This window comes from Neomegalonema sp. (assembly GCF_028688855.1).
In the GTDB taxonomy this organism is placed as follows: domain Bacteria; phylum Pseudomonadota; class Alphaproteobacteria; order Rhodobacterales; family Rhodobacteraceae; genus Neomegalonema.
In genome coordinates this window covers 33739-58995 of sequence record NZ_JAQTXI010000007.1, presented here as the reverse complement: position 1 = coordinate 58995, position 25257 = coordinate 33739, and the positions used below count along the sequence as shown (strand labels likewise).

General features: G+C 68.3%; 15 protein-coding genes. 9 read left to right on the top strand and 6 right to left on the bottom strand.

Features of this window, described 5'->3' with window-relative positions; translation table 11 throughout:
* Window positions 1-29: 29 nt before the first annotated feature.
* Together PHN62_RS07110 and PHN62_RS07105 are read right to left on the bottom strand one after the other, a co-directional pair.
* A complete protein-coding gene (locus tag PHN62_RS07110) occupies window positions 30-1376 on the bottom strand; it encodes an esterase-like activity of phytase family protein (protein WP_300148299.1) in 1347 nt (448 codons plus the stop codon).
* A gap of 146 nt (window positions 1377-1522) precedes the next feature.
* Complete coding sequence (locus tag PHN62_RS07105; RefSeq protein ID WP_300148297.1) at window positions 1523-2905, bottom strand: GntP family permease; 1383 nt, start codon at window positions 2903-2905, stop codon at window positions 1523-1525.
* A 316-nt stretch (window positions 2906-3221) separates the two neighbouring features.
* Here PHN62_RS07105 and PHN62_RS07100 point away from each other — a divergent pair, with 316 nt between their 5' ends.
* The 6 genes from PHN62_RS07100 to PHN62_RS07075 all read left to right on the top strand — a co-directional run bounded on the left by PHN62_RS07100 (window position 3222) and on the right by PHN62_RS07075 (window position 14390).
* Window positions 3222-3776: an SMI1/KNR4 family protein gene (locus tag PHN62_RS07100; protein WP_300148295.1), complete on the top strand. Its 555-nt coding sequence runs from the start codon at window positions 3222-3224 to the stop codon at window positions 3774-3776.
* 236 nt (window positions 3777-4012) lie between these two features.
* Window positions 4013-5218: a hypothetical protein gene (locus PHN62_RS07095; RefSeq protein WP_300148291.1), complete on the top strand. Its 1206-nt coding sequence runs from the start codon at window positions 4013-4015 to the stop codon at window positions 5216-5218.
* Window positions 5219-5241: 23 nt separating this feature from the next.
* The gene (locus tag PHN62_RS07090; protein ID WP_300148288.1) at window positions 5242-6306 is read left to right on the top strand and encodes an ABC transporter permease; all 1065 of its coding nucleotides are present in this window, start codon (window positions 5242-5244) and stop codon (window positions 6304-6306) included.
* Between the two features lies 1 nt (window position 6307).
* Complete coding sequence (locus tag PHN62_RS07085; protein ID WP_300148286.1) at window positions 6308-7012, top strand: hypothetical protein; 705 nt, start codon at window positions 6308-6310, stop codon at window positions 7010-7012.
* A gap of 25 nt (window positions 7013-7037) precedes the next feature.
* Window positions 7038-7655, top strand: a complete 618-nt coding sequence (locus tag PHN62_RS07080; protein WP_300148283.1) for an acetyltransferase — start codon at window positions 7038-7040, stop codon at window positions 7653-7655.
* 183 nt (window positions 7656-7838) lie between these two features.
* Window positions 7839-14390: a CshA/CshB family fibrillar adhesin-related protein gene (locus PHN62_RS07075; protein WP_300148280.1), complete on the top strand. Its 6552-nt coding sequence runs from the start codon at window positions 7839-7841 to the stop codon at window positions 14388-14390.
* Window positions 14391-14433: 43 nt separating this feature from the next.
* Here the strand turns inward: PHN62_RS07075 and PHN62_RS07070 are convergent, their stop codons facing one another.
* Together PHN62_RS07070 and PHN62_RS07065 are read right to left on the bottom strand one after the other, a co-directional pair.
* Window positions 14434-15126, bottom strand: coding sequence for a fumarylacetoacetate hydrolase family protein (locus PHN62_RS07070; protein WP_300148278.1), 693 nt, complete (start codon window positions 15124-15126; stop codon window positions 14434-14436).
* 70 nt (window positions 15127-15196) lie between these two features.
* Entirely contained in the window at window positions 15197-15970 is a 774-nt protein-coding gene (locus PHN62_RS07065; RefSeq protein ID WP_300148275.1) for a methyltransferase domain-containing protein, read from the bottom strand.
* A gap of 330 nt (window positions 15971-16300) precedes the next feature.
* On the opposite strand from PHN62_RS07065, the gene PHN62_RS07060 reads away from it, so the two are divergent.
* Window positions 16301-18529 (top strand): TonB-dependent siderophore receptor, encoded by a 2229-nt coding sequence (locus PHN62_RS07060; RefSeq protein WP_300148272.1) that lies wholly within the window; start codon window positions 16301-16303, stop codon window positions 18527-18529.
* A 98-nt stretch (window positions 18530-18627) separates the two neighbouring features.
* On the opposite strand, the gene PHN62_RS07055 is transcribed toward PHN62_RS07060, so the two are convergent.
* Both PHN62_RS07055 and PHN62_RS07050 read right to left on the bottom strand, forming a co-directional pair.
* Window positions 18628-20067 (bottom strand): NAD-dependent succinate-semialdehyde dehydrogenase, encoded by a 1440-nt coding sequence (locus tag PHN62_RS07055; protein WP_300148269.1) that lies wholly within the window; start codon window positions 20065-20067, stop codon window positions 18628-18630.
* Between the two features lie 167 nt (window positions 20068-20234).
* Window positions 20235-22532, bottom strand: coding sequence for a multicopper oxidase family protein (locus tag PHN62_RS07050; protein WP_300148267.1), 2298 nt, complete (start codon window positions 22530-22532; stop codon window positions 20235-20237).
* Window positions 22533-23100: 568 nt separating this feature from the next.
* Here PHN62_RS07050 and PHN62_RS07045 point away from each other — a divergent pair.
* Window positions 23101-24111, top strand: coding sequence for a sulfate ABC transporter substrate-binding protein (locus tag PHN62_RS07045; protein WP_300148264.1), 1011 nt, complete (start codon window positions 23101-23103; stop codon window positions 24109-24111).
* Between the two features lie 129 nt (window positions 24112-24240).
* On the top strand, window positions 24241-25254 hold the full coding sequence (cysT, locus tag PHN62_RS07040) for a sulfate ABC transporter permease subunit CysT (RefSeq protein ID WP_300148261.1): 1014 nt from the start codon (window positions 24241-24243) through the stop codon (window positions 25252-25254).
* Window positions 25255-25257: the final 3 nt, after the last annotated feature.

The window sequence follows — 25257 nt, the reverse complement described above, 5'->3', positions numbered from 1 at the left end:
GCAGAGCCGCCACGCCCCGGAATCCGGACTCATTTCGCGTTCAGCAGGTCCGGCGTCAAGAGCAGGATGAATTCGTTGTTCGCCGCCGCGCCGATTTCGCGTCCGCCCGAGAAGGGCAGGTTGTTGTCGTTGGCGACGAGGATATGGGTTTCATCCGCGCGGGCGACGTTCTCGATGGTGAAGAAGGGGAAGCTGAAGGGGCCTTCGGCGGGCCGCATCCCCTCCAGAGCCTTCCCCTCCGGATCCTGGACGTTCAGAAGATCCACATGGCCGATGCGGCGGAGATAGCCCTCGGCGTCGACCGTCGAGACGTCGACCAGCACCACGTTCTTGACCTTCGCCGGATTGGGATAGCAGGCGGATCTGTCCTCGACGCCCTCGGCGCAGGCTCTGGCGGCGTCGCCTTCGCCGTTGTCGCGCTCGATCACCAGAGCGCGCGTCCCGTCGATGAAGTTGAAGTCGCCGATGGCCTGCGCGCCCTCGGAGAGGCGGAAACGATAGCCTTCGCCGGTCCAGTCCTTCTTCGCCGTGTCGAAGGTCAGGACGCGCAGGAAGTCGCCTTCGGTTCCGCCGCCCTCGACGAGCAGGGGCTTTTCGAGCATCGCCCAGAGCAGGCCGGTTTCCGGCTGAAGCGCCATGCCCTCATAGCCGCCCGAACGCTGGACGCGGAAATTCATGCCCGGTTGCGCCGGGACCGTCACGCCGGGGGTGTCGGGTCCGGTCAGGATCTCGCCGTCGAGCTTCGTGGCGTAGACGCCGAGAATGCGGCCCTCCGCCGTGGCGTGGAGGATCCAGGGGCCGAATTCGTCGCCGATCCAGATTTCGCCGTCCAGGACCTGAAGGCTCTCCGGATCGAAATCGGCGCCGGTCAGATAGCGGCTTTCGGTCCCCTCATGGGCGATGCGGAAGGGAACCTTGCGATCCGGATCGCTCAGGAAGATCGTCTCCAGCCGCCGGACGAGCCCGGTCTCGAAATCCGGCGCCATGCGATGGAGGAACAGCAGCGCGTCGGGGCTGTTGAGCCTGGAGCCGAAGCCGTTGTCCGTGAGCGTGAACCAGCTTCCGTCTTCGGCGCGGTTCATCGCGAAGCCGGACATGCCCTGAACGGGCTGGCCGATGAAGGGCAGGGAGATGCCGGTCTTGTGGCCGCCATAGGCCGCGCCCACGTCGCCTTCGACGGACATGGGCGCGTCGTTGCGCGCGCGGCCGGTGAACTTGCCGGAGATCCAGGCGTCGCGGGGAGCGTCGGCGGGGGGCGCCGTCAGGGTCAGGGCCGGGAGACGGGCGTGTCCGGCGAGGACCGCGGGAAAGACCTCCTCCGCCAGAGCGGGCGAGGCGGCGGCGAAGAACGCCACGAACGAAGAGACGAAACGCATGATCCAGATCCTTCCGGAGCCCCTGATGGCGTTTCTGATATCCTCCGGCCCTGACGCGCGCGTTTCAGCTTCGTGCAGGATTCGTGACAGGGAGGGCCCCCGGACAAGGGGGACGACGGAGGGATCGCCCCCGCCGCCCCTCCCGTTCAGACGAGATATCCGCCGACCAGCACCACCGCGAAGGTGGCGAGAACCGGCACGATCAGCGCCGCGACGAAGATGTCGAAATAGGATTGCCTGTGGCTCAGGCCGCAGATCGCGAGCAGGGTGATCACCGCGCCGTTATGGGGCAGGGTGTCGAAGCCGCCCGAGGACATGGCCGCCACGCGATGCATCAGCTCGGGGCTGACGCCCGTCGCCTGAGCCATGGCGTTCAGATGGTCGCCGAGGGTCTGCAGGGCGATGGAGAGTCCGCCCGAAGCCGAGCCGGTGATTCCCGCCAGCACGTTGGTCGCCACCGCCACCGACACGAGCGGATTATCCGGCGAGACGTTCATCACCGCGTCGCGCACCAGCGCGAAGGCGGGCAGAGAGGCGATGGTCGCGCCATAGCCCACTTCCGAAGCCGTGTTGAAGATCGGCAGAAGCGAGCCCATGGTCCCCGCGTTGAGGCTCTCGCGCAGGGTCTTGAGGCGCGCCCAGTTCAGGGCGATCAGCAGCAGGATGGAGAGCGTCAGCGCCGAGATGATCGCCCAGACGCCCCGCACGGACTCGAGGGTCGTCGAGCCGTAGGCCGGTTCGGCGAGGAAGCCGGAGTCGATCCGGGGCAACACCACATAGGTGAAGAGCGCGTTCAGCGCGATCACCGAGAAGGCGGGCGTCAGGGCGACGAGCACGCCCGGCGGATTCTCGTGGGTCACGGCGGATTCCGCGGAGCTCGGCGGATGATCGCCGTAGCCCTCGCTGCGGGCGACGGCCTGGGCGGCCCTCCAGCGCAGCCAGGCCATGCCGCCGAGGAACATGATCGCTCCGCCCAGAACTCCCGCCAGAGGCGCCGCGAAAGGCGTCGTGCCGAAATAGGGGGTGGGAATGGCGTTCTGGATCGCGGGCGAGCCCGGCAGGGCGGTCATGGTGAAGGTGAAGGCGCCGAGGGCGATGGTCGCGGGGATCAGGCGTTTGGGGATCTCCGCCTTGCGGAAGAGCTCCGCCGCGATGGGATAGACCGCGAAGGCCACCACGAAGAGCGACACGCCGCCATAGGTCAGGGCCGCGCAGCTCAGCACCACCGCGAGGATCGCGTTCCGCGAGCCCAGCTTCGTCACGATCCATTCGGCGATGGCGCGCGCCGAACCGCTGTCGGCCATGAGCTTCCCGAAGATCGCCCCGAGCATGAACAGCGGAAAGAAGGTCGCGACATAGCCGCCGAGCGCCTTCATGAAGATCTGGGTGTAGGTTCCCAGAATCGGCAGGTCGCCGCTGAACAGCACCGCCAGAAGCGCCAGAAGCGGCGCCAGGATCAGGACGTTCACGCCCCGATAGGCGAGATACATCAGAAGGACCAGAGACAGGACGACGCCCAGAAGACCCATGGATCCGCAAGCTCCCTTTCGCAGATGACGACATCCGCAGGAGCCGCCCGGGCCGGGCCCCGGAATCTTCAGCGCAAGGAAGATCGGGACGGGCCGGAGACGGCTTCCGCAGTCCGGGGATGCTTACACGAAGTTTCATGACGCCAAGGCGCAGGATCGGCGCTTGCGACGACTCGCCCCAGAGGCGCGTCTCGCCCGAAGGCGCTTCCCGCCCGCAGGCGGCGTGAAACCGACATGAAAGCGAGATCAAGGCGTCGCAGGACCTCTCCATGCTCCCGGCCTTCCGCCCGGGACTCCAGGAGAGAAAGACGCAGGCATGGACTGGCTCGCCGAACTTTCCCGCCTCATGCCGCCGCCTTCCGCCTCGGCGCGCGGCCCGACTCCCGCCGCCGGACATTGGGCGGAGGTCGAAGCGGCTCTGGGCGTGGGGATTCCGGAGGATTACAAGCGCTTCGTCTCGATCTGGGGCGCCGACGGCCTCATCGGGGATTTCGTGAGCTATTACGCGCCCTTGTCGGATCACGCGGCGCTGATCCTCCCCCGGGCGGCCGAGCGGGCGATCCGGGCGCACGGCCTGACGCGCGCCGGGAATCCGCAGGACCAGGCCCTGCCGGACTTCCCCGCCGAAGGGAGCTTCCTCCCCATCGGCGCCAGCCTCGACGGAGATCTCTTCGGCTGGATCCTCGGCCCGGGCGCTCCCGAAACCTGGAGGATCGCCTGGCTCGACGCCGGAGAAGGCGCGGCGGAGGCCCAGGACCTGGCCTTCGGCCCCTGGCTCGTGGCTCTGGCGAAGGGCGAGCTCCGGGGCGAGGCCATGTCGCGCCCGGTCTTCGCGGAGGGCCGCCTGAAGTTCGTCTCCCCCGAGGAGTGACCGGAAGCCGCGCGGCGGAGGGATCCGGCCTGCTCCGGCCTGCGCCGAAGACGCATCACAGCGGGGTGAGGGAGGCCCGCGCCTTGCGGGAGGCCGCACTCCTGCATGGCGTTCCTTGCGAGGCTCTGATATTGCCAAGTCCCGGTCAGGCGGATCCTGCGGGACGGGAGAGGACGAAACGTCTCCTGTCGACAGGTCGGCTCGCCAAAGCTCAGAGCATTTCGCACATATCGACGATGACAGAAAAAGATCAGAAGATCCCGGCTCCCAGAATCGGCGCGCAAGGCAAAGGCAAGGGCAGGACCAACGAATATTTCTCCCGGAAATACTACTACAGCTCGGAGTGGATCTCCTTCATCTTTTCTCTGCTGATCGTCCTGACGCCCGTCGCCTTCGTCTATTATTACATGAATTTCGTCTCCGCTCCGCAATACAAGAGCGAGGCCTCCTTCGTGCTCCAGGGCGCCGAGGGAGTCGTCTCCCAGGAGGGCGGACGCGGCATCCTCACCAATTTCACCAATCCGGCGGCGATGTTCGACGGCTACGCCATCGAGCAGTTCCTCGAATCCGCCGACGGCATGGCCGACGTCGAACAGCGCGTGGGCTTCATCGACCGCATGAAGCCCGCGGCCTATGATCCGCTCTACCGGAAGCTGTTCCGCAATTACGAACTCAAGGATCTGAGCACCGACGCCCGCATCTCCGTCTATCGGGACATGGTCAAGATCACCTATTCGCTCACGCGGCAGATCGTCGAGATCCGCGTCTACGCCTTCTCGGCCGAGGACGCGCGGGTGATCGCGGACGCCCTGCTCAAGAGCGCCGAGAGCTTCGCCAACACCCTCAACGAACGCGCCCGCAGCGAGCTGCTGCGTTCGGCGGCCTCCGAAGTCCAGACGATGGAGCGCAACCTGATCTCCAGCCGTCAGGCGGTGAACAACTGGCGGCTGAACAACCTCAACCTCGACCCCAACCGCTCCGCCGAGATGATCGGCACGATCATCGCGAGACTCGAGGCCGCCAGCGCCGACACGCGCGCCGAACTGACGGTCTCGGAAAGCACCACGCTCAACGCGGCGCGTCAGGCGCAGCTGCGCGCCCGCATCGACGCGCTCAACGAGCAGATCGGCCGCGAAACCCGCCGCCTGACCGGCGGAGACCGCTCCACCGCCGAGCAGATCCTGGAATACGAGCGCCTCGAACTGCGCAAGCAATATGACGAACGCGCCTATGAATCCGCCCTGGAGGGCCTCGATTCGGCGCGGACGGCGCTGGCGCGGCAACAGAAATTCGTGTCTGTGGTCAGCGCGCCCTATCTGGACAACCAGGTCGACTGGCCCGACCAGCCCCGGATTCTGGCGCTGACGCTCGTGCTGTCGATGATCTTCTGGGGAATCGCGCGCCTGTTCCTCACCAACATCCGCTCTTCCTTCCGGCATTGAGGCCGCGCCGCTTCCGGTGAGTCATGGACGCTCAAGAACGATATTACGCCCTGCTTTCCGCCATGGACGGGCTCGGCGAACGCAAGCTGCGCGAGCGCCTGACGCAATACAAGGCCGTGCGCGACGCCGTCGCGCGGCTCTCACCGGAGTATGACGGCCAGCCGCAGCACAAGAATCCCGAGATCTACGCCTTCAACCGCGCGGTGCGGCGCTTCGAGGACGAGCTCCGCGCGGGACCGGCGACGCCCGCCGCGACGGCCTCGGACGCGGAGCATCTGGGGCTTCTCGCCTTCGCGGGCTACGACAGGGTCGAGCGGGCCGGGCCGGTCGAGATGGCGATCCAGAAGCTCACCAACCTGAGGCTTCTGATGTGGCTCTATCTCATGGAGATGAAGGCCCGGACGCCGCTCTATTATTTCTGGCTCTTCGCCGAACCTGCGCTGCAGGTTCTGATGATCGTCGGGATGTATCTTCTGGCGGGGCGCGTTCTGGTGCTGGACATGCCCGCCCTGCCCTTCGCCGTCCTCGGCGTGAGCAGCATGCTGATGTTCCGCAACGTCATGAACCGGATGCTCGGCGGCATGGGCCGGGACTCCAATCTGCTCCTGTTGCCGCGCTTCGCCGTGATGGACGTCTACATCGCCCGCGCGCTGCATTCGGGCCTCATCTACATGCTGATCGGCGCGCTTTATCTCTACATCCTCCACGCCTTGGGCGTGGGCGAGGCGCCCGAGAACCTGCTCGGGGTTCTGGGGTGGTGGGCGATGATCTGGGGTCTGGGGCTCGGCTTCGGCCTGACGCTGCGGGGTCTGGCGCAGTCCTTTCCCTGGGTGCGCAAGCTGAACGTCGTGATCTTCAGGGCGATCTTCCTGACCTCGGGCGTGTTCTACGTCACCGAGCAGCTCCCCGAGGAGTTCAAGGCGATCGTGCTGTGGAACCCTCTGCTGAACATGCTCCAGGGCCTGCGCGACGCCTATTTCTGGGAATATTCCACGAAGGAGATCAGCTTCTCCTATGCGTCCTGGGCGCTGCTTCTGCTGCTGTTCACGGGCCTCATGAACCTGCGCCGCGACAAGATCGGGGACTGAGATGATCCGCCTGACGCGCGTGACCTTCGAGCCGAAAGTGAACGCCCTCCGGCGGTCCATCCTGCGGAACGCGAGCTTCCGCTTCGAGCATCCCCGCATGGCGGTGCTCCATGCGGATCCTCAGGAGCGGGGGCTTCTCGCGGATCTGCTCGTCGGCCAGAAGATGCCCGTCTCGGGGCGGGTGGACTGGGCGGTCGAGCCCTCCTGGCCCATCGGGCAGGCGCGATTCCTCCAGCTGGAGCTGACAGGCTGGCAGAATCTGACGATGATCGCGGATCTCTATCACGCGCCCGCGCGCGCGGCCCGGCTGGCGCTGGAGCCCTTCGACCACATGGACCTCATGGACCTGCCCTTGCGCCGCTGGCTTCCGGCGGCGCGCCTCCAGTTCGCCTATTGCCTCGGACTGGCGCCCGAGTTCGGATCCTACGTGCTGCATGGCGCTCTGGCGCCCCCCGGCTGGCGTTCCTATCCGCTCTGGGCGCGGCGGTTCGGCGAGCGCGTCGCGCATCGGCAGCTGATCGTCCTGACTCCGCAGGCGGCTCTTCTGCCGAAGCTGAATCCGGTTCATGTGGGGGTGGTGGAGGGCCGGTTCGTGCTGGTCACGGATCCGCAGGCCTTCCTGCGCGGCGCCTCGCTGCTGCCGGACGAGGAGCGCCCGGAGGAGCCTCAGGCGGCGGACGACTCCCAGAACGATCCCTTCCTGTGAGCGGCCCGGAGCCCAAGGAGCGCCCATGATCTACATCTATGGTTCGGGCGGACACGCCCGCGTCGTGGCCGACGCCGCCCTGGCCTGCGGTCTGGAGATCGCGGGCTTCTTCGACGACGATCCGGCCCGCTGGGGATCCTTCGTGATGGAGGCGCCCGTCCTCTCGCCGCAGGGGATCGAGCCGGGCGACTTCGTCGCGGCCATCGGCTCGGGAGGCGTGCGGCAGAAGGTGGCCTCCCGCCTGCTCGGCGCGGGCTGGCGTCTGCGGAGCCTGATCCATCCGCGCGGCTGCGTCTCGCCGCGGGCGCGTCTGGAGGCGGGGGTCTTCGTGGCGGCCATGGCGGTGGTCGGGCCGGACGCGCAGGTCGGCGAGGGAGCCATCGTGAATCACGGCGCCGTGGTGGATCACGACTGCGACGTCGGCGCCTACGCCCATGTGGCGCCCAACGCCACGCTCGGAGGCGGGGCGCGGCTCGGAGTCAGGGCCATGGCCGGAGCGGGTTCGGTGCTCCTGCCGCAAGTGAGTCTGGGCGACGACGCGCTGCTGGGCGCGGGAGCGGTCGCCACGCGGGACCTCGCGGCGGGGATGAAGGCGGCGGGCGCTCCGGCGCGTCCCCTGCCGGAGCGTTCCGGGAAAGCCTGAGGGATCCGCCTCCGGAGGCGGCCGCGAAGAGGACGCGCGGAGGATCTCCCCCCGAGGGCGCAGGACGCCTGCGCCTCGCCTTCCGCACTCCCGTTCCTGACGAAAAGTTAAGACATCTTCAACCCCGAAGCTCCATGACTTTCTCCACAAGGGTCCCGATTCCCCCGCCCGGGAGAACATGCGATGCGCTTCAAGCAGATCCGCCAGGCGGCGTTGTCCCGACTCGCGGCCGCGATTCTGGCCCTGGGCCTCTCCCCCTCGCAGGCCGAAGCGCAGACGGCGCCGACTCCCACCGCGCCCGCCTCCTGCATCGCCCTGCCCGTCGTGACGAGAGGCAACGCCAGCATCCTCCCCAACGGGCAGTATCAGCTGACTCCGGCCGTGAACAGCCAGATCGGGGCGATCTGGTCGAACGCCCGGATCAACCTGACGCAGCCCTTCTCCTATTCGGCCTGGATCTACCTCGGGGCGGACTCCAGCGGCGCCGACGGCATGACCTTCACCCTGCAGAACGCCGCCGCCGGAACCAACGCCATGGGACAGGTCGGGCGCGGCATGGGCGCAGGAGACGGCTCCTCCGCAGGAGGCGGCATCCCGCAATCCCTCATCGTGGAGTTCGACACCTACCGCAACACCGACAACGGCTGGAACGATCCGGCTCAGGATCACCTCGCCATCTACCCCAACGGCGACGGCCGCCACGGATTGCTGACCGGATTCCCCACCCCCTACGTCTTCCCCTCGACGCTCAAGAACAATCAGTATCACCTGATGCGCGTCGTCTGGACGCCCTCGCTTCTGGGCGGCCGCCTCGACGTCTACCTGAACCACAGCCTGCTCCAGAGCTACACCGTGCTCAGCCGCGCGCTGCTCTTCGGCGGCGATCAGGTCTACTGGGGCTACACCGCCTCGACGGGCGGCCTGAACAACAGCCACCGCGTCTGCAACGCCTCGGCTCCGGCGCCCGCTCAGGCCGATTACGGCGACGCCCCCGAGAGCTACGGACAAGCCTGGCATCTGCGCCCCTCCGGATCCAACGTGAACATGGGCGCGGCCCCCAGCGTCGAGACGGGGCCGCGCACGAGCGCGGACGGACGGCTCGACGAAAACGACGATTCCTTCTTCGTCTACAACGCCGCGCCCATCACATGGAGCGGCGGAACCCTTCCCATCGTCGGCTCTGGGGGCGGCCACCTCAACGTCTGGGTGGACTGGAACCGGGACGGCCTCTTCGCCGCGAGCGAGCGGGCGGTCGCCGATCTGCAGGACAATGCGGCGGGAGACCTCCATGCAGGCGTCGGCGACATCCACGCCTATGTGACGCCGCGCCCCGACCTCATGACCGGAGGCGAGGGCCTGAGCTTCATCCGCATGCGCTGGTCGACCCAGGCCGGCCTCGGGCCAACCGGCGAGGCCCCCAACGGCGAAGTGGAGGACCATCCGGTCAACCTCGTGCGCCCGACCACGCGCGACTGCACCGGCTCTCCCAACGGCTCGAACTTCGCAACCACCGGCGCGGGGCTCTATAAAAGCGAGATCTTCTGGCTCGACTGGGCCTGCGGCGGCGTCGACCGCTTCTACGCCGGAGACGTCGTCGCCAAGACCTGGACCCTGCCCACCGGATACAGGGTCCGCGGGGTGCTCAGCCAGATCTCCAATCCGATGGCGGTCTCCCCCCTCCTCAACGGCTTTTACGATTCGCTGCAGCATCTCTACGGCGGCGCCACCAACATCGGCCTGAAAACCGCGCTGCCCAACGCCTCCAGCTCCCCTCATGCTCCCTTCAGGCTGAATCTGGAGCTGTTCAGCCCGACCGGCGCGTCGACGCCCTATGATCTGACCACCATCGCCGCCGAAGCCGAAGACCTCACCGGCGACAACGAATCCCTCACGCTCACCGTCGACGCCCCCGGAGAGCCCTGGCGGATCACCGACATCCATCAATCCCTGAGCGCCAGATTCTCCAACGGCGGACGCACCGCCTATTTCGAGAACAATCCGCATCAGGCCCTCAGCTCGGTGGTTCTGGCCAGCCCGCGCGGCTCGCAGGTGGACGTGATCCTGGACCCAGGCGGAATCAGCGGCGTGGCCTTCGGCGTGATGGTCGGGGCGGATCACGGCGACGCTCCGGCGAGCTACGGCGCCGCCGCGCATCTCCAGACGGCCCGTTTCCTCGGCGGCTCCCAACCCACGACCCTGACGCGCCTGACTTCGGCCCATGTCTCCGCGCGCTCCAACGTGGCCGCGCTGATGCTCGGCGCCCTGGTCGACGCGGAGGGCTCCGCGCGCCATAGCGCGGACGCCTCCGGCGACGACCTCGACCTGGTCGACGACGAGGACGGCGTGCTCGCCGCGCCGAGCTTCGTCGGCGGAAGGGCCTCCGAGATCCGGGTCCAGGTGGTCGGGAACGGCTATCTCAGCCTCTGGTTCGACGCCAACCGGAACGGCGTCTTCGACGCGGGCGAAAGGCTCGTGACGGACGTCCAGGACAACGGCCCCGGAGACCTCGACCCCGCCGTCGGAGTCGTCCGCGCCGGATTCACGACGCCCCTCGCCACCCTGAGCGGTTCGAGCTTCATGCGCCTGCGCTGGAGCGCCAGCGCCGGAAACGGTCCCAGCGCCTCCGTCATGTATGGCGAGGCCGAAGACTACATGGTCCTCGCGACGGCGGTCGCTCCCCTCGGCGGAACCCTCTTCGAGGACCGGAACCACGGCGGCGGCGCAGGCCGGGCCATGGCCTCGGCGCCGGGCGCGGCGCCTCTCGCGGGGGCGGTGGTCGAGCTCTACGACGCGGCGGGCGCCTATCTGGCCTCGACGACGACCGACGCCGCAGGCGCCTACGGCTTCATGGTCCCGGCCGGAACCTATCACGTCCGCCCCGCGAGCCTCTCGATCCGCTCCGTCCGGGGATCTCCCTCGGCGGCCTCGCTCGGCGTGCAGACCTTCCGTGTCGAGACGAATCCTTCGGCCTCTCCCGCCCTCCGGACCGTGACGGGGGAGGTCGGCGGCCGCAGGCCCCATCTCCAGGACGCGGCCGCCAACGCCGGAGGCGCCAGCGCCCTCGTTCCGGCCTCCTGGAGCTTCACGGGGGGCGCCCTCGCCGGAGGCGTCGCGCAGAGCGTCTCCCGCGTGGATCTGCCCGCCGCGGGGCTCTCGGGCGTGGATTTCGGCTACAACTTCAGCTCCATCGTCAACACGAACGACGGCGGACAAGGCTCCCTCCGGCAATTCCTGCTGAATGCGGCGCTCCTCGAACGGGCCTCGCTCGATCAGGCCGCCAACATGCTCTTCGACCCTCCGGCGGGGACCGAGACCTCCATCTTCAACATCCCGGCCTCCGATCCGAACTGGAGTTCGGGCGTCGCGACGCTCGACGTCGCGAGCTCGAATCCGACGCTGAACGTCCCCGGCGTCCGGATCAACGGCCTCACCCAGCCCGGCGCCCTCCCCGGAGCCATCGGCCCGGCCTCTCGTCGGCTCGTGATCCGGCTGCGCAGCGCCGCCGGAGACGGCGTCTCGCTCCTGCGCCTCGGCCCGGACGCCGCGAACACGCGGATCGCCGGACTCGTCTTCGAGGGCGGAACCGCCGTGGAGGCCCTCGGCGCCGCCTCCGGGACGCGGATCCAGGGCAATCACTTCGGCGTCAGCGCGGACGGGTCGCAGTCCACGGGCTCCATGCGCTCCCGCCTGTTCGTCCGAGACGCCCGGGACTGGACCATCGGCGTCCTGCGCGACGGCGCCGCCGCCTCCGTCAGCGACGGCATGTCCGACGCCATGGAGGGCAACCTCATCGCCGCCTACGACTCCGGCCTCCATGACGACCATGCGCTGGTCCTGGAGGAGGTCGGCGGTTCGCTCTTCCGGGTGGCGGGGAACTTCTTCAACCTCGCCTCGGGCGGATCGACCGCCCTGCGCGGCGTCGGAGCGGACAGCGCCCTGATCGCCCTGCGCGGGGCGCGGAATCTCGTCGTCGGCGGAACCGACGCCCTGGAGCGCAACCTCTTCGCCGGACCGGTCGCGGCGGGCGTCGACTTCCTCGAAAGCCGTTCGGGATCGGACGGCATGACCCTGCTCGGCAACAGCTTCGGCGGCCTCGACGCCTCGGGCTCGGAGCAGACGTCGCTGCGGCTGGGCGCGGGCGTGCTGATCCGCGCCGCCTCCGGCCTGAGCCTCGCCGTCGGCGACGGAACCGACTCCGGAGCCAATTTCTTCAACGTCGGAGACGTCGGCGTCCATCTGCGTCATTCGGGCGTCGCCTCGGCCGTGATCCGGCGCAACCGGTTCGGCCTTTCGCGGCTGCTCCAGCTGCTGGGCGCGCGTCATGCGTCTCTGGGCGCGATCCGCGTCGAGGGCCCGGCCGGAGACGTCCATGTGCTGGAGAACCTCGTCACGATGGGCGCGGGGGCGGGGCTCGTCGTGCGCGCGGGCGGCGGAGTCTCCGCGCAGCGCGTCCTGATCGAGCGCAACAGCTTCTTCGGCTCTTCGGGGCTCGGCATCGACCTCGGCGAGGACGGCGTCACCCTCAACGACGCCCATGACGTCGATGCGGGGCCCAACGGCCTGTTGAACTTCCCCATGCTGTCTTCAGCGCTGCTCTACGGCCAGACGCTCGCGCTGGAGGGCTGCGCCCCTGCGGGCGCGCTTGTGGAGCTGCATGAATACGACGATTCCCCGGCCTCTCCCACCGGCGACGGCCTGCCCACGAACAGTTTCGGGACTCTCCTCAGCTATGGCGAGGGCTGGCGTCATCTGACCAGCGTCCAGGCGCTCGGAGCGGCCTGCCCGGCCCTCTCCGACGAGGACGGCAACGACGGCGCCGGGATGAGCCGCTTCAGCCTCGCGCTCGACCTCGCGACCTACGCGCTGTCGCCGGACAGCCGGATCACCCTGACCGCCAGCCTCGGCCACGCCACTTCGGAGTTTTCTCCGGCCTACGCCTTCGACCTCCCCATCGACCTGGAGCTGAGCAAGCAGGTCGACGACGCTGCGCCCGCCATGGGCTTTCCCGTCGCGTTCAGCCTCGTCCTGCGCAACGCCTCCTCCCGCGGCGCCGACCTGGTCCAGGTTCTCGACGCCCTGCCGGGCGGCTATCTCTTCCTGGAAGCCGTCGCCGACAGCGGCGTCTACGATCCCGCGACCGGAGAATGGAGCCTCTCGGGGTTCGGCGGCGGCGGGCTCGCCAGCCTGATCCTGCGGGCGGTTCCGCTCCCGACGGGCCCCTGGACCAACCGGGCCGAAGTCGTCGGCGCCTTCGACGCCGACGGCGACCCTCTCGCGGATCTCGACTCCACGCCCGCGAACGGCGTCCCCGGAGAAGACGATTTCGCCATGGTCGACGTCTTCCCCCTCCGGGGCTCCGGCAGCGATCCCGGAGCCGCCGTCTGCCGCCATGGAGCCTCCGCCCTCGACTGGTCCGCCGCGCCCGGCGGCTGGCCGAACGGACAGGCTCAGCTTCATCTGCCCCTCGGCCCCGCCACGGCCATGCTGGAGATGCGGCATCCTGCGACCTCCGCCCCCTTCGCGGGGATGCGCAGCCTCGGCGCGGGGGGTCTCTCCGTGCAGAGCCAGGATCCGACGCGGCTGATCTTCTCCTTTCCCGCGCCCGTCGAGGGCCTGCGGCTGGATCTGCGCGGCCTGGGGGGCGGAGTTTCCGGCGTCGAGAGCCTCGCCCTGAGGGGATCGCGCGCCGGACAGGCCGTGAGCGCCCATCTTTCGGGCGGCGCCTCGGTCAGCCTCCGGGGCCAGAGCGCCGCGGGCGTCGAGGCCGCCAGCGCCTCGGGTCCGGAGGGCGCGGTCCTGATCGCCTTCACCCAGCCGGTCGACCGGATCGAACTGGACATGATGGTGCTCGCCGATCCCGCCGCGACGGCTCCGCCCTTCTCGGCCTTCTTCGCCGCCCTGACGGCCTGCGCTCCGGAGCAGGAGGAGGCGCTCACCCTGACTCCCGACCACGACTCGACCGTCGAGGCGGGACAGCTGGCGATCTACGCGCATCGTCTGCGGCTGGGCGCGGGGCTGGCGGGCTCCACGCTCGACTTCGTGGTGGAGAGCGGCCAGGGGCTGGACTGGTCGATCTTCCGCGACGACGGCGACGGCGTCCATGGCGCGGGGGATCTCCCCTGGCCGCCCGGAGGCCTCTCCGGGATGGCGGCGGGCTCGCACGCCTTCTGGCTGGTCGCGAAGACGCCCGCCGAGGCTCCCGGCGGCTGGAGCGACCTGACGCGGCTGCGCGCCGTGGCGACCCTCGGCGCGAGCGTCCGGATCGCCGAGGCGCAGGATCTGACGCGCATCGGAGGTTCGGGCTCGGGGGGCGTCTTCGCGCGCAAGCTCCAGGCTCTGGACGCCGATTGCGACGGCGTCCCCGAAGCCGGAGAAGCGGGATTCGTCGCCACGGAGCTTCAGCTCTCGCCGGGGAGCTGCGCGGTCTATCGCATCCTCTTCGAGAATCGCGGCGTCGACCCGATCCGCCGGGTGCGGGTGGCGGACCATACGCCGAGCTGGATGGTCTACATGGGCGGCTCGGCCCGGATCCTGACGCATCCCTTCGGGCTGACGCCCCAGACGCCGACCGCGCCCGCCGCCAACGGCGAGGGACCTGTGGTCTTCGGCTTCGACGGCGACCTGCGGCCCGGAGAAGCCGGATCGGTCGGGTTCGGGGCCCGTCTGCCGCCGATCGCGGGAGCCCCCGCCCCCGGCGACCCCGGCGACGACGGAGGAGACGACGGCGGCAACTGAACCCGACGAGCGACGGCTCCCGAGGCGCCGCTCCGGCGGGTCTTCAGCCCCGCACCTCGACCACGAGGGCCTCCAGGCCCTCGATCCGGGCTTCGAGCCGGTCGCCGGGCCGCACGGCTCCGACGCCCGCAGGCGTGCCGGTGAGGATCAGATCGCCCGGACGCAGCGCCATGGCGCGCGAAATCGCCGCGATGAGATCGGGCGCGCCCCAGATCATGTCTCCGAGGTCGCCCTTCTGGCGGATCTCGCCATCCACCGCCAGAGAGATCGCCCCCTTCGCCGGATGGCCGATCCGATCCGCCGGAACCAGAGCCCCGCAAGGCGCCGAGCCGTCGAATCCCTTGGCGGTCTCCCAGGGGCGCCCGAGCTTCTTGGCCGCGGCCTGCAGATCGCGCCGGGTCATGTCCAGCCCGACGCCATAGCCGAAGACATGCGTCAGAGCCTCCTCCGGCGCGATCTCCGCGCCGCCCGACTTCAGGGCCACCATCAGTTCGACCTCGTGATGGACCTCCTGCGCCCCCCTGGGCAGGCGGAAGATTCCATCCGTCGCCAGGGCCGAAACGGGCTTCATGAAGAAGAAGGGCGGCTCGCGATCGGGATCATGGCCCATTTCGCGGGCGTGATCGGCGTAATTGCGCCCGATGCAGAAGATGCGCCCCACCGGAAAGCGCGCCGTCTCGCCCTCGACGGCGAGCGAGGCGGTCGGCGGCGGCGGAATGACGAAAGCTTCGGCCATGGAGCCTCCTCCTCATGAATCGCGCGACCATATCGGGAAAGGCGGGCCTCCGGAAGATCCCGCCGCGGCCTCAGCCCGGCGTCCGGAGGATCAGGAACAGGCGGCGGAAGGGAAACAGCGCGCCGCCTTCCTTCAGCAGGGGATAGGCCTCCGCGAGGGCGGCGTCATAGGCGGCGGTCAGCCGCGCGCCCTCCTCCGGGGAGAGCGCCGCCAGATAAGGCCGCATGGCGGTTCCCTCGGTGAAGCGGCGCACCGGATGGGCCGTGGCGTCGGGCGGCAGCTCCTGGAGATATTCCGTCTCCCAGATCTCGACCCGCCCCAGAGGCGCAAGCCAGTCGTGATAGCTGCGCGCCGGATGGACCGGCGCGACGGAACGCTCCTGCGGGAAGCGGCCTGCGAAAAGCTCCGCCGCCGTCTCGCGCAGGAGGACATGCGAGGGCGCCCCGAAATTCGTCGGCATCTGCGCGGCGAGGACTCCGCCCGGCGCGAGCAGCCCCGCCAGACGGGGCAGGAGCGCCGCGTGATCGGGCAGCCATTGCAGCGCGGCGTTCGAGAAGATCAGCGCGGGAGGCGTTGCGGGCGTCCAGCGGGCGATGTCGGCTTCTTCGAGGCGGTCGTAGCCCTTCGCCCTGGCGAGCATCTCGGGGCTTGAATCGAGTCCGGTCAGGAGGCGGTCGGGGAAACGCGCCCTCAGGGCCTCCGCGACGGCGCCGTCGCCGCAGCCGAGATCCACCGCCTCGCCCGGCGGGGGCTCGGGCGCCTGAGCCAGCAGATCCAGCGCCGGACGCAGCCTCAGGCCGCGAAAGGCCGCGTAGAGCTCGGGATTCCAGAAGGAGGCCGCCATGATCTTCCCCGCCTGAGCCGCCGGAACGCCCGGACGCGCCCCTCTGCGGGCAGGGTGAGGCCATGGCCGCCGGAAATCAACGGCTCCGCTCCGGGATCCTGCGGCCCGGCTCCCCGGCGTGACGCCATATTGCAACGCAAGAAGACGATGAGCGCCCCGCCGCTTTTCGGTCTTATCCTGCTCCGCCGACCGGCCTATACCGGAATCAGCAAGGGCTCGTCTCCAGCCAGACGCGATGTCGCGCTTTCCTCCCTCAAGTCTTCGCCGATCCATCCGGGCTCCGTTTCCACGGAGTCTGCGGAGGATCCTTCTGGAATCCGGAGTCCGACCATGCCTCCTCACCCGACGCCCCTGCGGCGCCCCTCTTCCCCGATCCCGCGCGACGGCGAGGAGGGCCTGCGTCTGCGGAGCGCTCTGGCGCGCGGCTGCGCGCTCTGCGCCGTGCTGGCGGCCTCTGCGGCCTGGGCGCAGGAGCCGCCTCTCTCGCCTGAGGAGAACGCGCTCCTGCTGGAGACCATCTTCCTCCAGGGCTCCACCTACGAGACCGAACAGAGCCCCTCCTACGCCGCCGACCTCCTCAGCGTGGGCGACAAGGACACGCGCTATCCCCGCGAGATCCCGCAATCCACCACCGTGCTGACCCATCAGCGCATCGAGGACGGCGGCTTCACCTCGCTGGATTCCGCCATGCGCAAGACTCCGGGCGTCATGCCTCTGGTCAACGACGACGGGCGCTCCTCGATCTATTCGCGCGGCTTCGAATTCGACGCCTTCTCGATGAACGGCCTGGCCACGCCCCTGTCGAGCCTCTACGGGCTGCAACCGGATCTGGTGGTGGTGGATCACGTCGAGATCCTGCGCGGTCCTGCGGGGCTCTTCGCGGGCAGCGGCGAGCCCGCCGGCGCCATCAACATGCGCCTCAAGCAGCCGACCGACGAGTTCCAGCTGAAGTTCGGCGGCCTCGTGGGCTCCTGGAACAACCGCCGCGTCGAGGGCGACGTGGGCGGCCCGCTGAACGCCTCGGGCACGATCCGGGGGCGCCTGATCGGGGCCTACGGCGCGCGCGACAGCTGGGTGGACCACCTCGACAACAAGGTGGGCGTGGTCTACGGCGTGGTTCAGGCCGACGTGACTCCGGACACCACCGCGACTCTCTCGATCCATCACCGCGCCCGCGACATCACCCCGAGCAACGGCCTGCCGACCTACGCCGACGGAACCCTGATGGATCTTCCCGTCTCGACCTTCACCGGCGCCGACTGGAATTACTTCGACAACCGCGTGACGGACTATCTCGCCGAGGTGGAGCACAAGTTCGAGGACGGCGGCCACGCCAAGGTCTCGGGCATCTACACCAGGGCCGACGCCGACATGCACTACGCCTTCACCGGAACGGCGGCCTCCGCGACGGGAGAAGTGACGCGTCTGGGCTGGCTGGCGCGCGATTATGATCAGACCTCGATGGCTCTGGACGCCCATGTCAGCAAGCCCTTCGACCTCTTCGGCCTGGAGCAGAACCTGATCTTCGGCGCGGATTACCGCTCCAACGAGACGACCATCCTGAATCAGCAAGGCCAGATCGCGGGCTCCTTCAACCTCTGGAGCTGGGACGCCGCCATTCCGCGTCCTGCGGTCTCCTACGTCACGCGGGCCGAGGCCGACGCCGATCAATACGGCTTCTACGGCCAGTGGCGCGTGAAGCCGCATCGGGATCTGACGGCCATCCTCGGCGGCCGCCTGAGCTGGTACGACAACGAGGGAAGCACGGTCCAGCTCGCGACGGGCGCCCTCTCGGCGCAGAACCGCGAGAGGATCGACGCGAAGTTCACGCCCTATCTGGGCGCGATCTGGGATTTCAGCGACCGCGCCTCGCTCTACGGCAGCTACACCGAGATCTTCCAGCCCCAGACCGACCTCACCGCCGCCGGAGACTCCATCAAGCCGCGCACCGGAACCCAATACGAGATCGGCCTGAAGGCGGAGCCCCTCGACGGCGTCAACGCGACCCTGGCCTATTTCCACATCCAGGACCGCAACCGGGCGGTGCGGGATCCTCTGGACATGACCGCCGCCGCTCCTCTGGGCGAGGCGACGCAGCAGGGCGTCGAATTCGAGGTTTCGGGGGCCCTGACCGACCGGCTCCAGCTTTCGGCGGGCTACACCTACACCGACAGCAGCTACGCCGACACCGAGCGTCCGACCGCCAACATTCTGGAATATGACGCGCCGCATCACATGGCGCAGGTCTGGGCGAAATACAGCTTCGACGAAAGGGACGGCTGGCTGGACGGCCTCTGGCTGGGCGGCGGCTTCCGGGCCTTCAGCGATTATTCGAGCCTCGTGCGTCTGGCGAACGGATCTTCGACTCTGGTCCGGGCGCCGGGCTATGTGGTGGCGGATCTGGCGGCGGGCTACCGGATCAACGACGACTGGAGCCTGACGCTGAACGTCAACAACGTGCTCGACAAGAAATATTACGAGCGGGCCCATGGCCCGACCACCTTCAACTTCTACGGCGAGCCGCGCAACGTCCAGTTCCGCGTGAACGCCGAGTTCTGAGGATCCGTCGGGGTTCGGGCCTGCGCAAGGCCCGGACCGCGCCGGACTCGCCGGAGATGCGCCCGCGCCCGGTCGGGGGCGCAGGCGTCGGCCTCCTGTTACAGAAGCTGCGTGACGAAACGGGTGTCGAGATAGGCCTCGATGGCTTCGGATCCGCCTTCGGTGCCGTATCCGCTTTCGCCGAGCCCTCCGAAGGGCACTTCGGGCAAGGCGAGCCCCAGATGGTTGACCGCCAGCATTCCGGCCCGCACTTCGGCGCGCAGCCGCTGGGCGGTCTCGGTGGACTTCGTGAAGGCGTAGGCCGCGAGTCCGAAAGGCAGCCGGTTGGCTTCAGCGAGCGCCTCCTCCACGTCGCGGATGCGGTTGATCACCGCGACGGGGCCGAAGGGCTCGTCGTTCATGATTTCGGCGGTCTTGGGCACGTCGGTCAGGATGGTCGGGGCGTAGAACCAGCCCTTGTTCCCGATCCGCCCGCCGCCGAGCCTCAGCTTTCCGCCCTGAGCCTGCGCGTCGTTCACCATGCGCTCCAGAGCGGGGATGCGGCGTTCGTTGGCCAGAGGCCCCATGTCGGTGGCGGGGTCCATGCCGTCGCCGACGCGGATCTTCTCCGCGGCCTTCACGAAGCCTTCGAGGAAGCGGTCCGCCGCGCCTTCCTGCACGAGGAAGCGCGTCGGCGAGACGCAGACCTGGCCCGCATTGCGGAACTTGTGCGTCGCCATGAGCCGCGCCGCCGCATCGACGTCGGCGTCGTCGAAGACCAGCACCGGGGCGTGTCCGCCGAGCTCCATGGTGGCGCGCTTCATGTGGCGTCCGGCCAGAGAGGCCAGATGCTTGCCCACCGGAGTCGAGCCGGTGAAGGAGATCTTCCGGATGACCGGAGAGGCGATCAGATGGCTGGAGACCTCGGCGGGAACGCCGAAGACCAGATTGACCACTCCGGCGGGAATCCCGGCGTCCACGAAGCAGCGGATCAGGCCAGCGGGAGAAGCGGGCGTCTCCTCGGGCGCCTTGACGATGATCGAACAGCCCGTGCAGAGCGCCGCCGAAAGCTTGCGCACCACCTGATTGACCGGGAAGTTCCAGGGCGTGAAGGCCGCCACGGGCCCGACCGGATCCTTGATCGTCAGCTGAAGCACGCCCGGAGCCCGGGCCGGGATCACCTGGCCATAGGCGCGGCGTCCCTCTTCGGCGAACCAGTCGATCACGTCGGCGGCGGCGGCGAGTTCGCCCCGGCTCTGGGCGAGGGGCTTGCCCTGCTCCAGGGTCATGAGCGGCGCGAGCTCCTCGACCCGCGCGCGCAGCAGATCGGCCGCGCGCCGCATCAGGCGGCTGCGGTCATGGGCCGACACCGCCTTCCAGAGGGCGAAGCCGCGCTCCGCAGCCGCCAGAGCGGCGTCGAGATCGGCGGTCGAGGCGTGCGCGACCTGGCCGACGACCTCTTCGGTCGCCGGATTGACGACCGGAATGGTCCGGCCGTCGGAGGAGGGCCGCCATTCGCCGTCGATCAGCAGGAGGGTGTCGGGATAAGCGGGATGCATGGGTGTTCCTCAGGCTTGCGCGGCGCCAGGGGGCGGCGCCGCGGTCATCCTCGGCGTCGCGCGCGCCGGAGCGGCGTCGGCGCAGGGGAATCCGCCCTCTTGTAGCTGTCGCGGAGCGCGGGCGACAAGCCCATGCAGCCTTCTCCCTCCCGAGCCCCCGTTCCTGTTCAGCCCCAGAGCCATCCCCAGCCCAGCAGCAGGGCGAGCAGCCGCGAGAAGCTTTCCGCAGGAGACGGAGGCTGAGGCTGGGGCTGTTCTCCGCCATGGCCTCCGTGTCCGCCGCCACCTCCGCCGAGATCATGGGCCACATGGCCCGGATCGCGGATGACGACCTTGCGCATCATGCCGCCGTCCTCGTGATAGAGGATATGGCAATGCAGCACGAAGGCCCCGACGTAACGCCGGTAATGCGAGCGGACCACCACCGTCACGCCGGGTTGGGTCAGGATGGTGTCCTTGAACACGCCCTTCATGCCGAAATAATGCGAAGGCTGCTCGACTCCGGCGGCGTCGAGATAGGTCGGGGTCTGCGTCAGGTCGAGGGTGGAGACGGTTCCGTCGGGCGCCGTCTGCTGGAGGTTCGCCGCGATGATCTCGAAGGGGTTCACGTGGATGTGGAAGGGATGGAGCACGTCGTTGGTGGTCAGGCGCCATTCATCCGTGTCGCCGAGGGTGAGCTCGATGTTTTCGGACTCATGGCCGGTGAAGCGCCGGTACTCCCAGGCGGCGGGAGAAGCGGGCGAATCCGTCTTCTCGTAGGCGATTCCGGCGCCCTGGGCCACGGGCGGATCCAGCCCTTCGGGAAAGGCCTGGGTCGAGCCCAGAAGGTTGAAGCGGACATGCTGGTGATTGTCCACCTCCTCCTCCGCGAGGGAGGCGTGGGGCGTGAAGAGCGTCAGCTTCATCTCGGCCAGATCGGCCTGGATCCGCGCGGCGAGCTCTCCGGACTCCGAGGCTTCGGCGGCTTCGGCCAGCATGGCGCGGATGGCCTGCTCGGGATCGTTCTCGACCGGCTGGTCCGCCGGCTCGACCGTCACGGTGAAGAGCAGCCGCCGCGACAGATGCGAGCCCGGCACGCCGCGATCCTCGCCGACGCCCGCGTCGATCACGCAATATTCTCCCACCCCGCCTTCTTCGGGCTGCGGGAAGGAGACGAGCACGTCGCTGCGATAGCCCGGATGCATCTCGCGCGAGTCCGTCCGCAGGATCGAGGGCCGGGTGAGTCCGTCGGCGGCGATCTCGAACATGGGCAGCGGCTCGCCTTCGGTGGCGCATTCGCGGTCGACGGTCTCCTGCTGATCGCGCGCCGCCGTGGCCTGGAAGAGGGTCGCCACGCCGGGAGTCAGGGTTTCGGGGCGTTTGCGGGGGAAGATCCGGACGTTGGCCGAAGCGGAGAATCCGCCGTGGATGAAGCGCCAGCGTTCGGGCTGTCCGGCGCGCGCCGCCTGGGCCAGAGGCGAGGCCACCGCGCCGTTGACCGTGGTGAAGCGGGCGGAGGCGTCCCATTGCGGGCCCGGATTGAGGAAGGCCGTATAATCGTTGAGGCCGCCGGTTTCGCCTTCGGCGCAATTCCAGCGCTCGGCGGGCGGCTTGGGGGATCCGTCGGCGGCGAGGTCGCAGGAATACTGGATCTGCTGGAGCAGGAAGACGCGGTCCGGGATGCTCCGTCCTTCGGCGTCGCGGAGCAGCACGTCGACGTCTCCGGGACGGAAGCTTCCGTCGGGACGGGCGGCGGGCCAGCGGTCGCCATAGACGATCAGGGCGCCCGCCATGCCGCTGCCGACCTGGATCGCGGTCGAGCCATGGACATGCGGATGATACCAGAAGGTGCCCGCCGGATGGTCGTGAGGGATGTTGTATTCATATTCATGGATGAAGACAGGATCGGGCTTCAGGATGCGCAGGACGTTGTCGGAATTGCCTTCCGGATTCACCCAGCCGCCGTGAAAGTGATTGTTGGTGTCGTTGCGGCATCCCATGCGGTCGGGGAAGTTCATGAGCGCGGGATCATGGTCGCAACCGGGCTCCGGGGGCAGCTGGTTGCGGATGTTGATCCGCACGGTTTCGCCGGGCCGGGCCTCGATGGGCGGCACGTGATAGGCGTTGAGCGCCTCGGCGCCCGGCGTTCCGGCGCCGGTCCGGGAATAGCCGCGATGCGACACCTGGTCGAAACGCCGCGTGTTGGGATTCCAGATCCGCGAGGGCAGCATCCGGATGTAGAGGTCGACGCCCGGATCGTCGCTGGAGCGGAAGGCGGGAGGCTCGATGCGGCCGGGCTCGGGCGGCGCGACGCGGCGTTGTCCCGGCGCGCCGGGCGTCAGAGGAGGCGGGGTCTCGACCGTCGCCCGCTCGGGGACCAGCGTCCTCGGATCCTCCACGGTCTGGACCTGCGCCTGAACCACGGCGGCGGGCGCTGCGACCAGGAATCCCGAAAAGGCGGACAGGGCGAAGCTTCGCAGAAACATGAAATGAACTCCTCATCTCCGGATCCGTAATATTCCGCAGGCTTCCGTATCGAAATCATCCTGCGGAGCCGGATCATCATGAAGGAATCCTGTGTCATGTTCAGCAGGTAATCCCGGTTTTTTCGAAATCCGGTCTGAATTCTTCTTGAGAATCTCCGTCCGGATCCGCCTCCCGAGGCCGGTTATTCTCATCTCGCGCGGCGAGAGGCCGAAAGGAACGGCGAGGGATGGACTTCGCCTCCGACGCGCGGGGCGCCCCCGGAATCAGGGGCCGGGACCGATGCGGAAGAGAGGCCCGGAGGCTCCGCTTCACGGCGCGGCCGCTGCGACAGTTTGGCTCACGAGCCCCGCCGCATAAGCAGATGAGGAAAGATCAAATCGGAAATCCGCAGGAAGCCGACGGAGTCGTTGACGATTCTTCAGGATGCTCAGATTGATTCGGCATATTCATGACGGAATTCTTTCATTTTCATGAACAGGAATAAGCTTCGCATAAAGGCTTTGTTCGCGCCTCGCCTGCGGATCGTTAGCGGTTCGGGAGACCCTGGAACGGAAAGGCGATCCCTTCATGCGCAAATTCCTCAAGACCGCGGCTCTCTCCGCGCTTCTGGCGGCGGCTTCGGCTCAGGCCTTCGCGGCCTCCATCACGCTGCTCAACGTCTCCTATGATCCCACGCGCGAATTCTATCAGGACTACAACGCCCATTTCGCCAGGCTCTGGAAGGACAAGACCGGCGACGACGTCACCATCCGCCAGTCCCATGGCGGATCCGGCAAACAGGCCCGCTCCGTCATCGAAGGGCTGGAGGCCGACGTGGTCACCCTCGCCCTCGCCTATGACGTCGACGCCCTGCGCCTCCATGGCCGCAACCTCCTGGCCGAGGGCTGGATCGGCGAACTCGCCGACAACTCCGCCCCCTACACCTCGACCATCGTGTTTCTCGTGCGCAAGGGCAATCCCAAGGGGATCAACGATTGGGGCGATCTGGTCAAGCCGGGCGTCGAGGTCATCACGCCCAATCCCAAGACTTCGGGCGGCGCGCGCTGGAACTACCTCGCGGCCTGGGGCTACGCGCTGCGTCAGCCGGGCGGCGACGAGGCGGCGGCGAAGAAGTTCGTCGGCGACATCTTCCGCAACGTGAAGGTTCTGGACACCGGCGCGCGCGGCTCGACGACGACCTTCGTGGAGCGGGGCATCGGCGACGTGCTGCTGGCCTGGGAGAACGAAGCCTATCTCGCGATCAACGAGCTGGGCCCGGAGAACTTCGAGATCGTGACGCCTTCGGTGTCGATCCTCGCGGAGCCCTCGGTGGCGGTGGTGGACGGCAACGTCGACCGCCACGGCACGCGCGACGTGGCGACGGCCTATCTGACGGAGCTCTACAGCCCCGAAGGTCAGGAGATCGCGGCGAAGCATTACTACCGTCCGCGCAACCCCGAAGTGCTGGCGAAATACGCCGACAGCTTCGCCAAGGTCGAGCTCTTCACCATCGACGACACCTTCGGCGGCTGGACCAGGGCTCAGGACGAACATTTCTCGGATGGCGGAATCTTCGACCAGATCTACGCCATCCGCTGAGCCTCCGGAGACCCGGTCTGACAAGGCCCCGCAAGCCCCTCCCCGAACGGCCGCCCAGGCCCTCGACGGGAGGGGCGACGATCCATCGAACTGGAAAGCCCATGACCATATCCTCGCGGAGAGACGCTGATGGCTGAAGCCGCACTGAATCGTTTCGGGAGCGTTCCTGCTCCTTCTTCCCGTTCATGGCTGCTCTGGGGCGGGGCTGCGCTCGTCGGCGCCGTGATCTACGCCGCCTCGCGCGGCGGAACCCTGCCGGGCGGCCTGCTTCTGGCGGTCTACGCGCTCTTCGCGCTGCTCGGGATCGCTCTGGCCAACGCCCGCAGCCGCGTGCTGCCCGGCTTCCGGCTCTCGCTCGCCGTCACGATCCTGATGCTCTTCCTGATCATCCTGATCCCCCTTTCGGCGGTCTTCATCAACACCGCCAAGCTCAGCTGGAGCCAGATCTGGGAGGCGATCAGCGCCCCGCGCGCCGTGGCGAGCTACAAGCTCAGCTTCACCGCCTCGCTCCTCGCGGCGGCGGTCAACGTGGTCTTCGGCCTCATCCTCGCCTGGATCATCACCCGCTACCGCTTCCCCGGCCGCAAGCTCGTGGACGCCCTGATCGACCTGCCCTTCGCCCTGCCCACCGCCGTCGCGGGAATCGCGCTCACCGCGCTTTACGCTCCGAACGGCTGGTTCGGCTCCTTCCTGGAGGGTCAGCTCGGAATCAAGGTGGCCTTCTCGCAGCTTGGCGTTCTGGTGGCCCTGACCTTCATCGGCCTGCCCTTCGTGGTGCGCACGGTGCAACCCGTGCTGGAGGACCTCGATACGGAATATGAGGAGGCCGCCGCCTCGCTCGGGGCCTCGCGCGCCCAGACGGTGTGGAAGGTCGTGCTTCCGGCGCTCTATCCGGCGCTGCTGACCGGCTTCGCCATGGCCTTCGCCCGGGCGCTCGGAGAATATGGCTCGGTGATCTTCATCGCCGGAAACATCCCCCTCGTCTCCGAAATCACCCCCCTGATCATCATCACCAAGCTCGAGCAATATGACTACGCCGGGGCCACGGCCATCGCGGCGGTCATGCTGATCGTCTCCTTCGCGCTCCTGCTGGCCATCAACGCCCTGCAGGTCTGGTCCTCGCGTCGCACGGAAAGGAGCTGAACC

Bases quoted from the DNA above. Each gene is read 5' to 3' on its own strand.
- PHN62_RS07105 (WP_300148297.1), bottom strand. From the start codon at position 2,905: ATGGGTCTTCTGGGCGTCGTCCTGTCTCTGGTCCTTCTGATGTATCTC.
- PHN62_RS07095 (WP_300148291.1), top strand. From the start codon at position 4,013: ATGACAGAAAAAGATCAGAAGATCCCGGCTCCCAGAATCGGCGCGCAA.
- PHN62_RS07055 (WP_300148269.1), bottom strand. From the start codon at position 20,067: ATGCATCCCGCTTATCCCGACACCCTCCTGCTGATCGACGGCGAATGG.
- cysT (WP_300148261.1), top strand. From the start codon at position 24,241: ATGGCTGAAGCCGCACTGAATCGTTTCGGGAGCGTTCCTGCTCCTTCT.
- PHN62_RS07065 (WP_300148275.1), bottom strand. From the start codon at position 15,970: ATGGCGGCCTCCTTCTGGAATCCCGAGCTCTACGCGGCCTTTCGCGGC.
- PHN62_RS07100 (WP_300148295.1), top strand. From the start codon at position 3,222: ATGGACTGGCTCGCCGAACTTTCCCGCCTCATGCCGCCGCCTTCCGCC.
- PHN62_RS07110 (WP_300148299.1), bottom strand. From the start codon at position 1,376: ATGCGTTTCGTCTCTTCGTTCGTGGCGTTCTTCGCCGCCGCCTCGCCC.
- PHN62_RS07085 (WP_300148286.1), top strand. From the start codon at position 6,308: ATGATCCGCCTGACGCGCGTGACCTTCGAGCCGAAAGTGAACGCCCTC.
- PHN62_RS07045 (WP_300148264.1), top strand. From the start codon at position 23,101: ATGCGCAAATTCCTCAAGACCGCGGCTCTCTCCGCGCTTCTGGCGGCG.
- PHN62_RS07070 (WP_300148278.1), bottom strand. From the start codon at position 15,126: ATGGCCGAAGCTTTCGTCATTCCGCCGCCGCCGACCGCCTCGCTCGCC.
- PHN62_RS07060 (WP_300148272.1), top strand. From the start codon at position 16,301: ATGCCTCCTCACCCGACGCCCCTGCGGCGCCCCTCTTCCCCGATCCCG.
- PHN62_RS07080 (WP_300148283.1), top strand. From the start codon at position 7,038: ATGATCTACATCTATGGTTCGGGCGGACACGCCCGCGTCGTGGCCGAC.
- PHN62_RS07090 (WP_300148288.1), top strand. From the start codon at position 5,242: ATGGACGCTCAAGAACGATATTACGCCCTGCTTTCCGCCATGGACGGG.
- PHN62_RS07075 (WP_300148280.1), top strand. From the start codon at position 7,839: ATGCGCTTCAAGCAGATCCGCCAGGCGGCGTTGTCCCGACTCGCGGCC.
- PHN62_RS07050 (WP_300148267.1), bottom strand. From the start codon at position 22,532: ATGTTTCTGCGAAGCTTCGCCCTGTCCGCCTTTTCGGGATTCCTGGTC.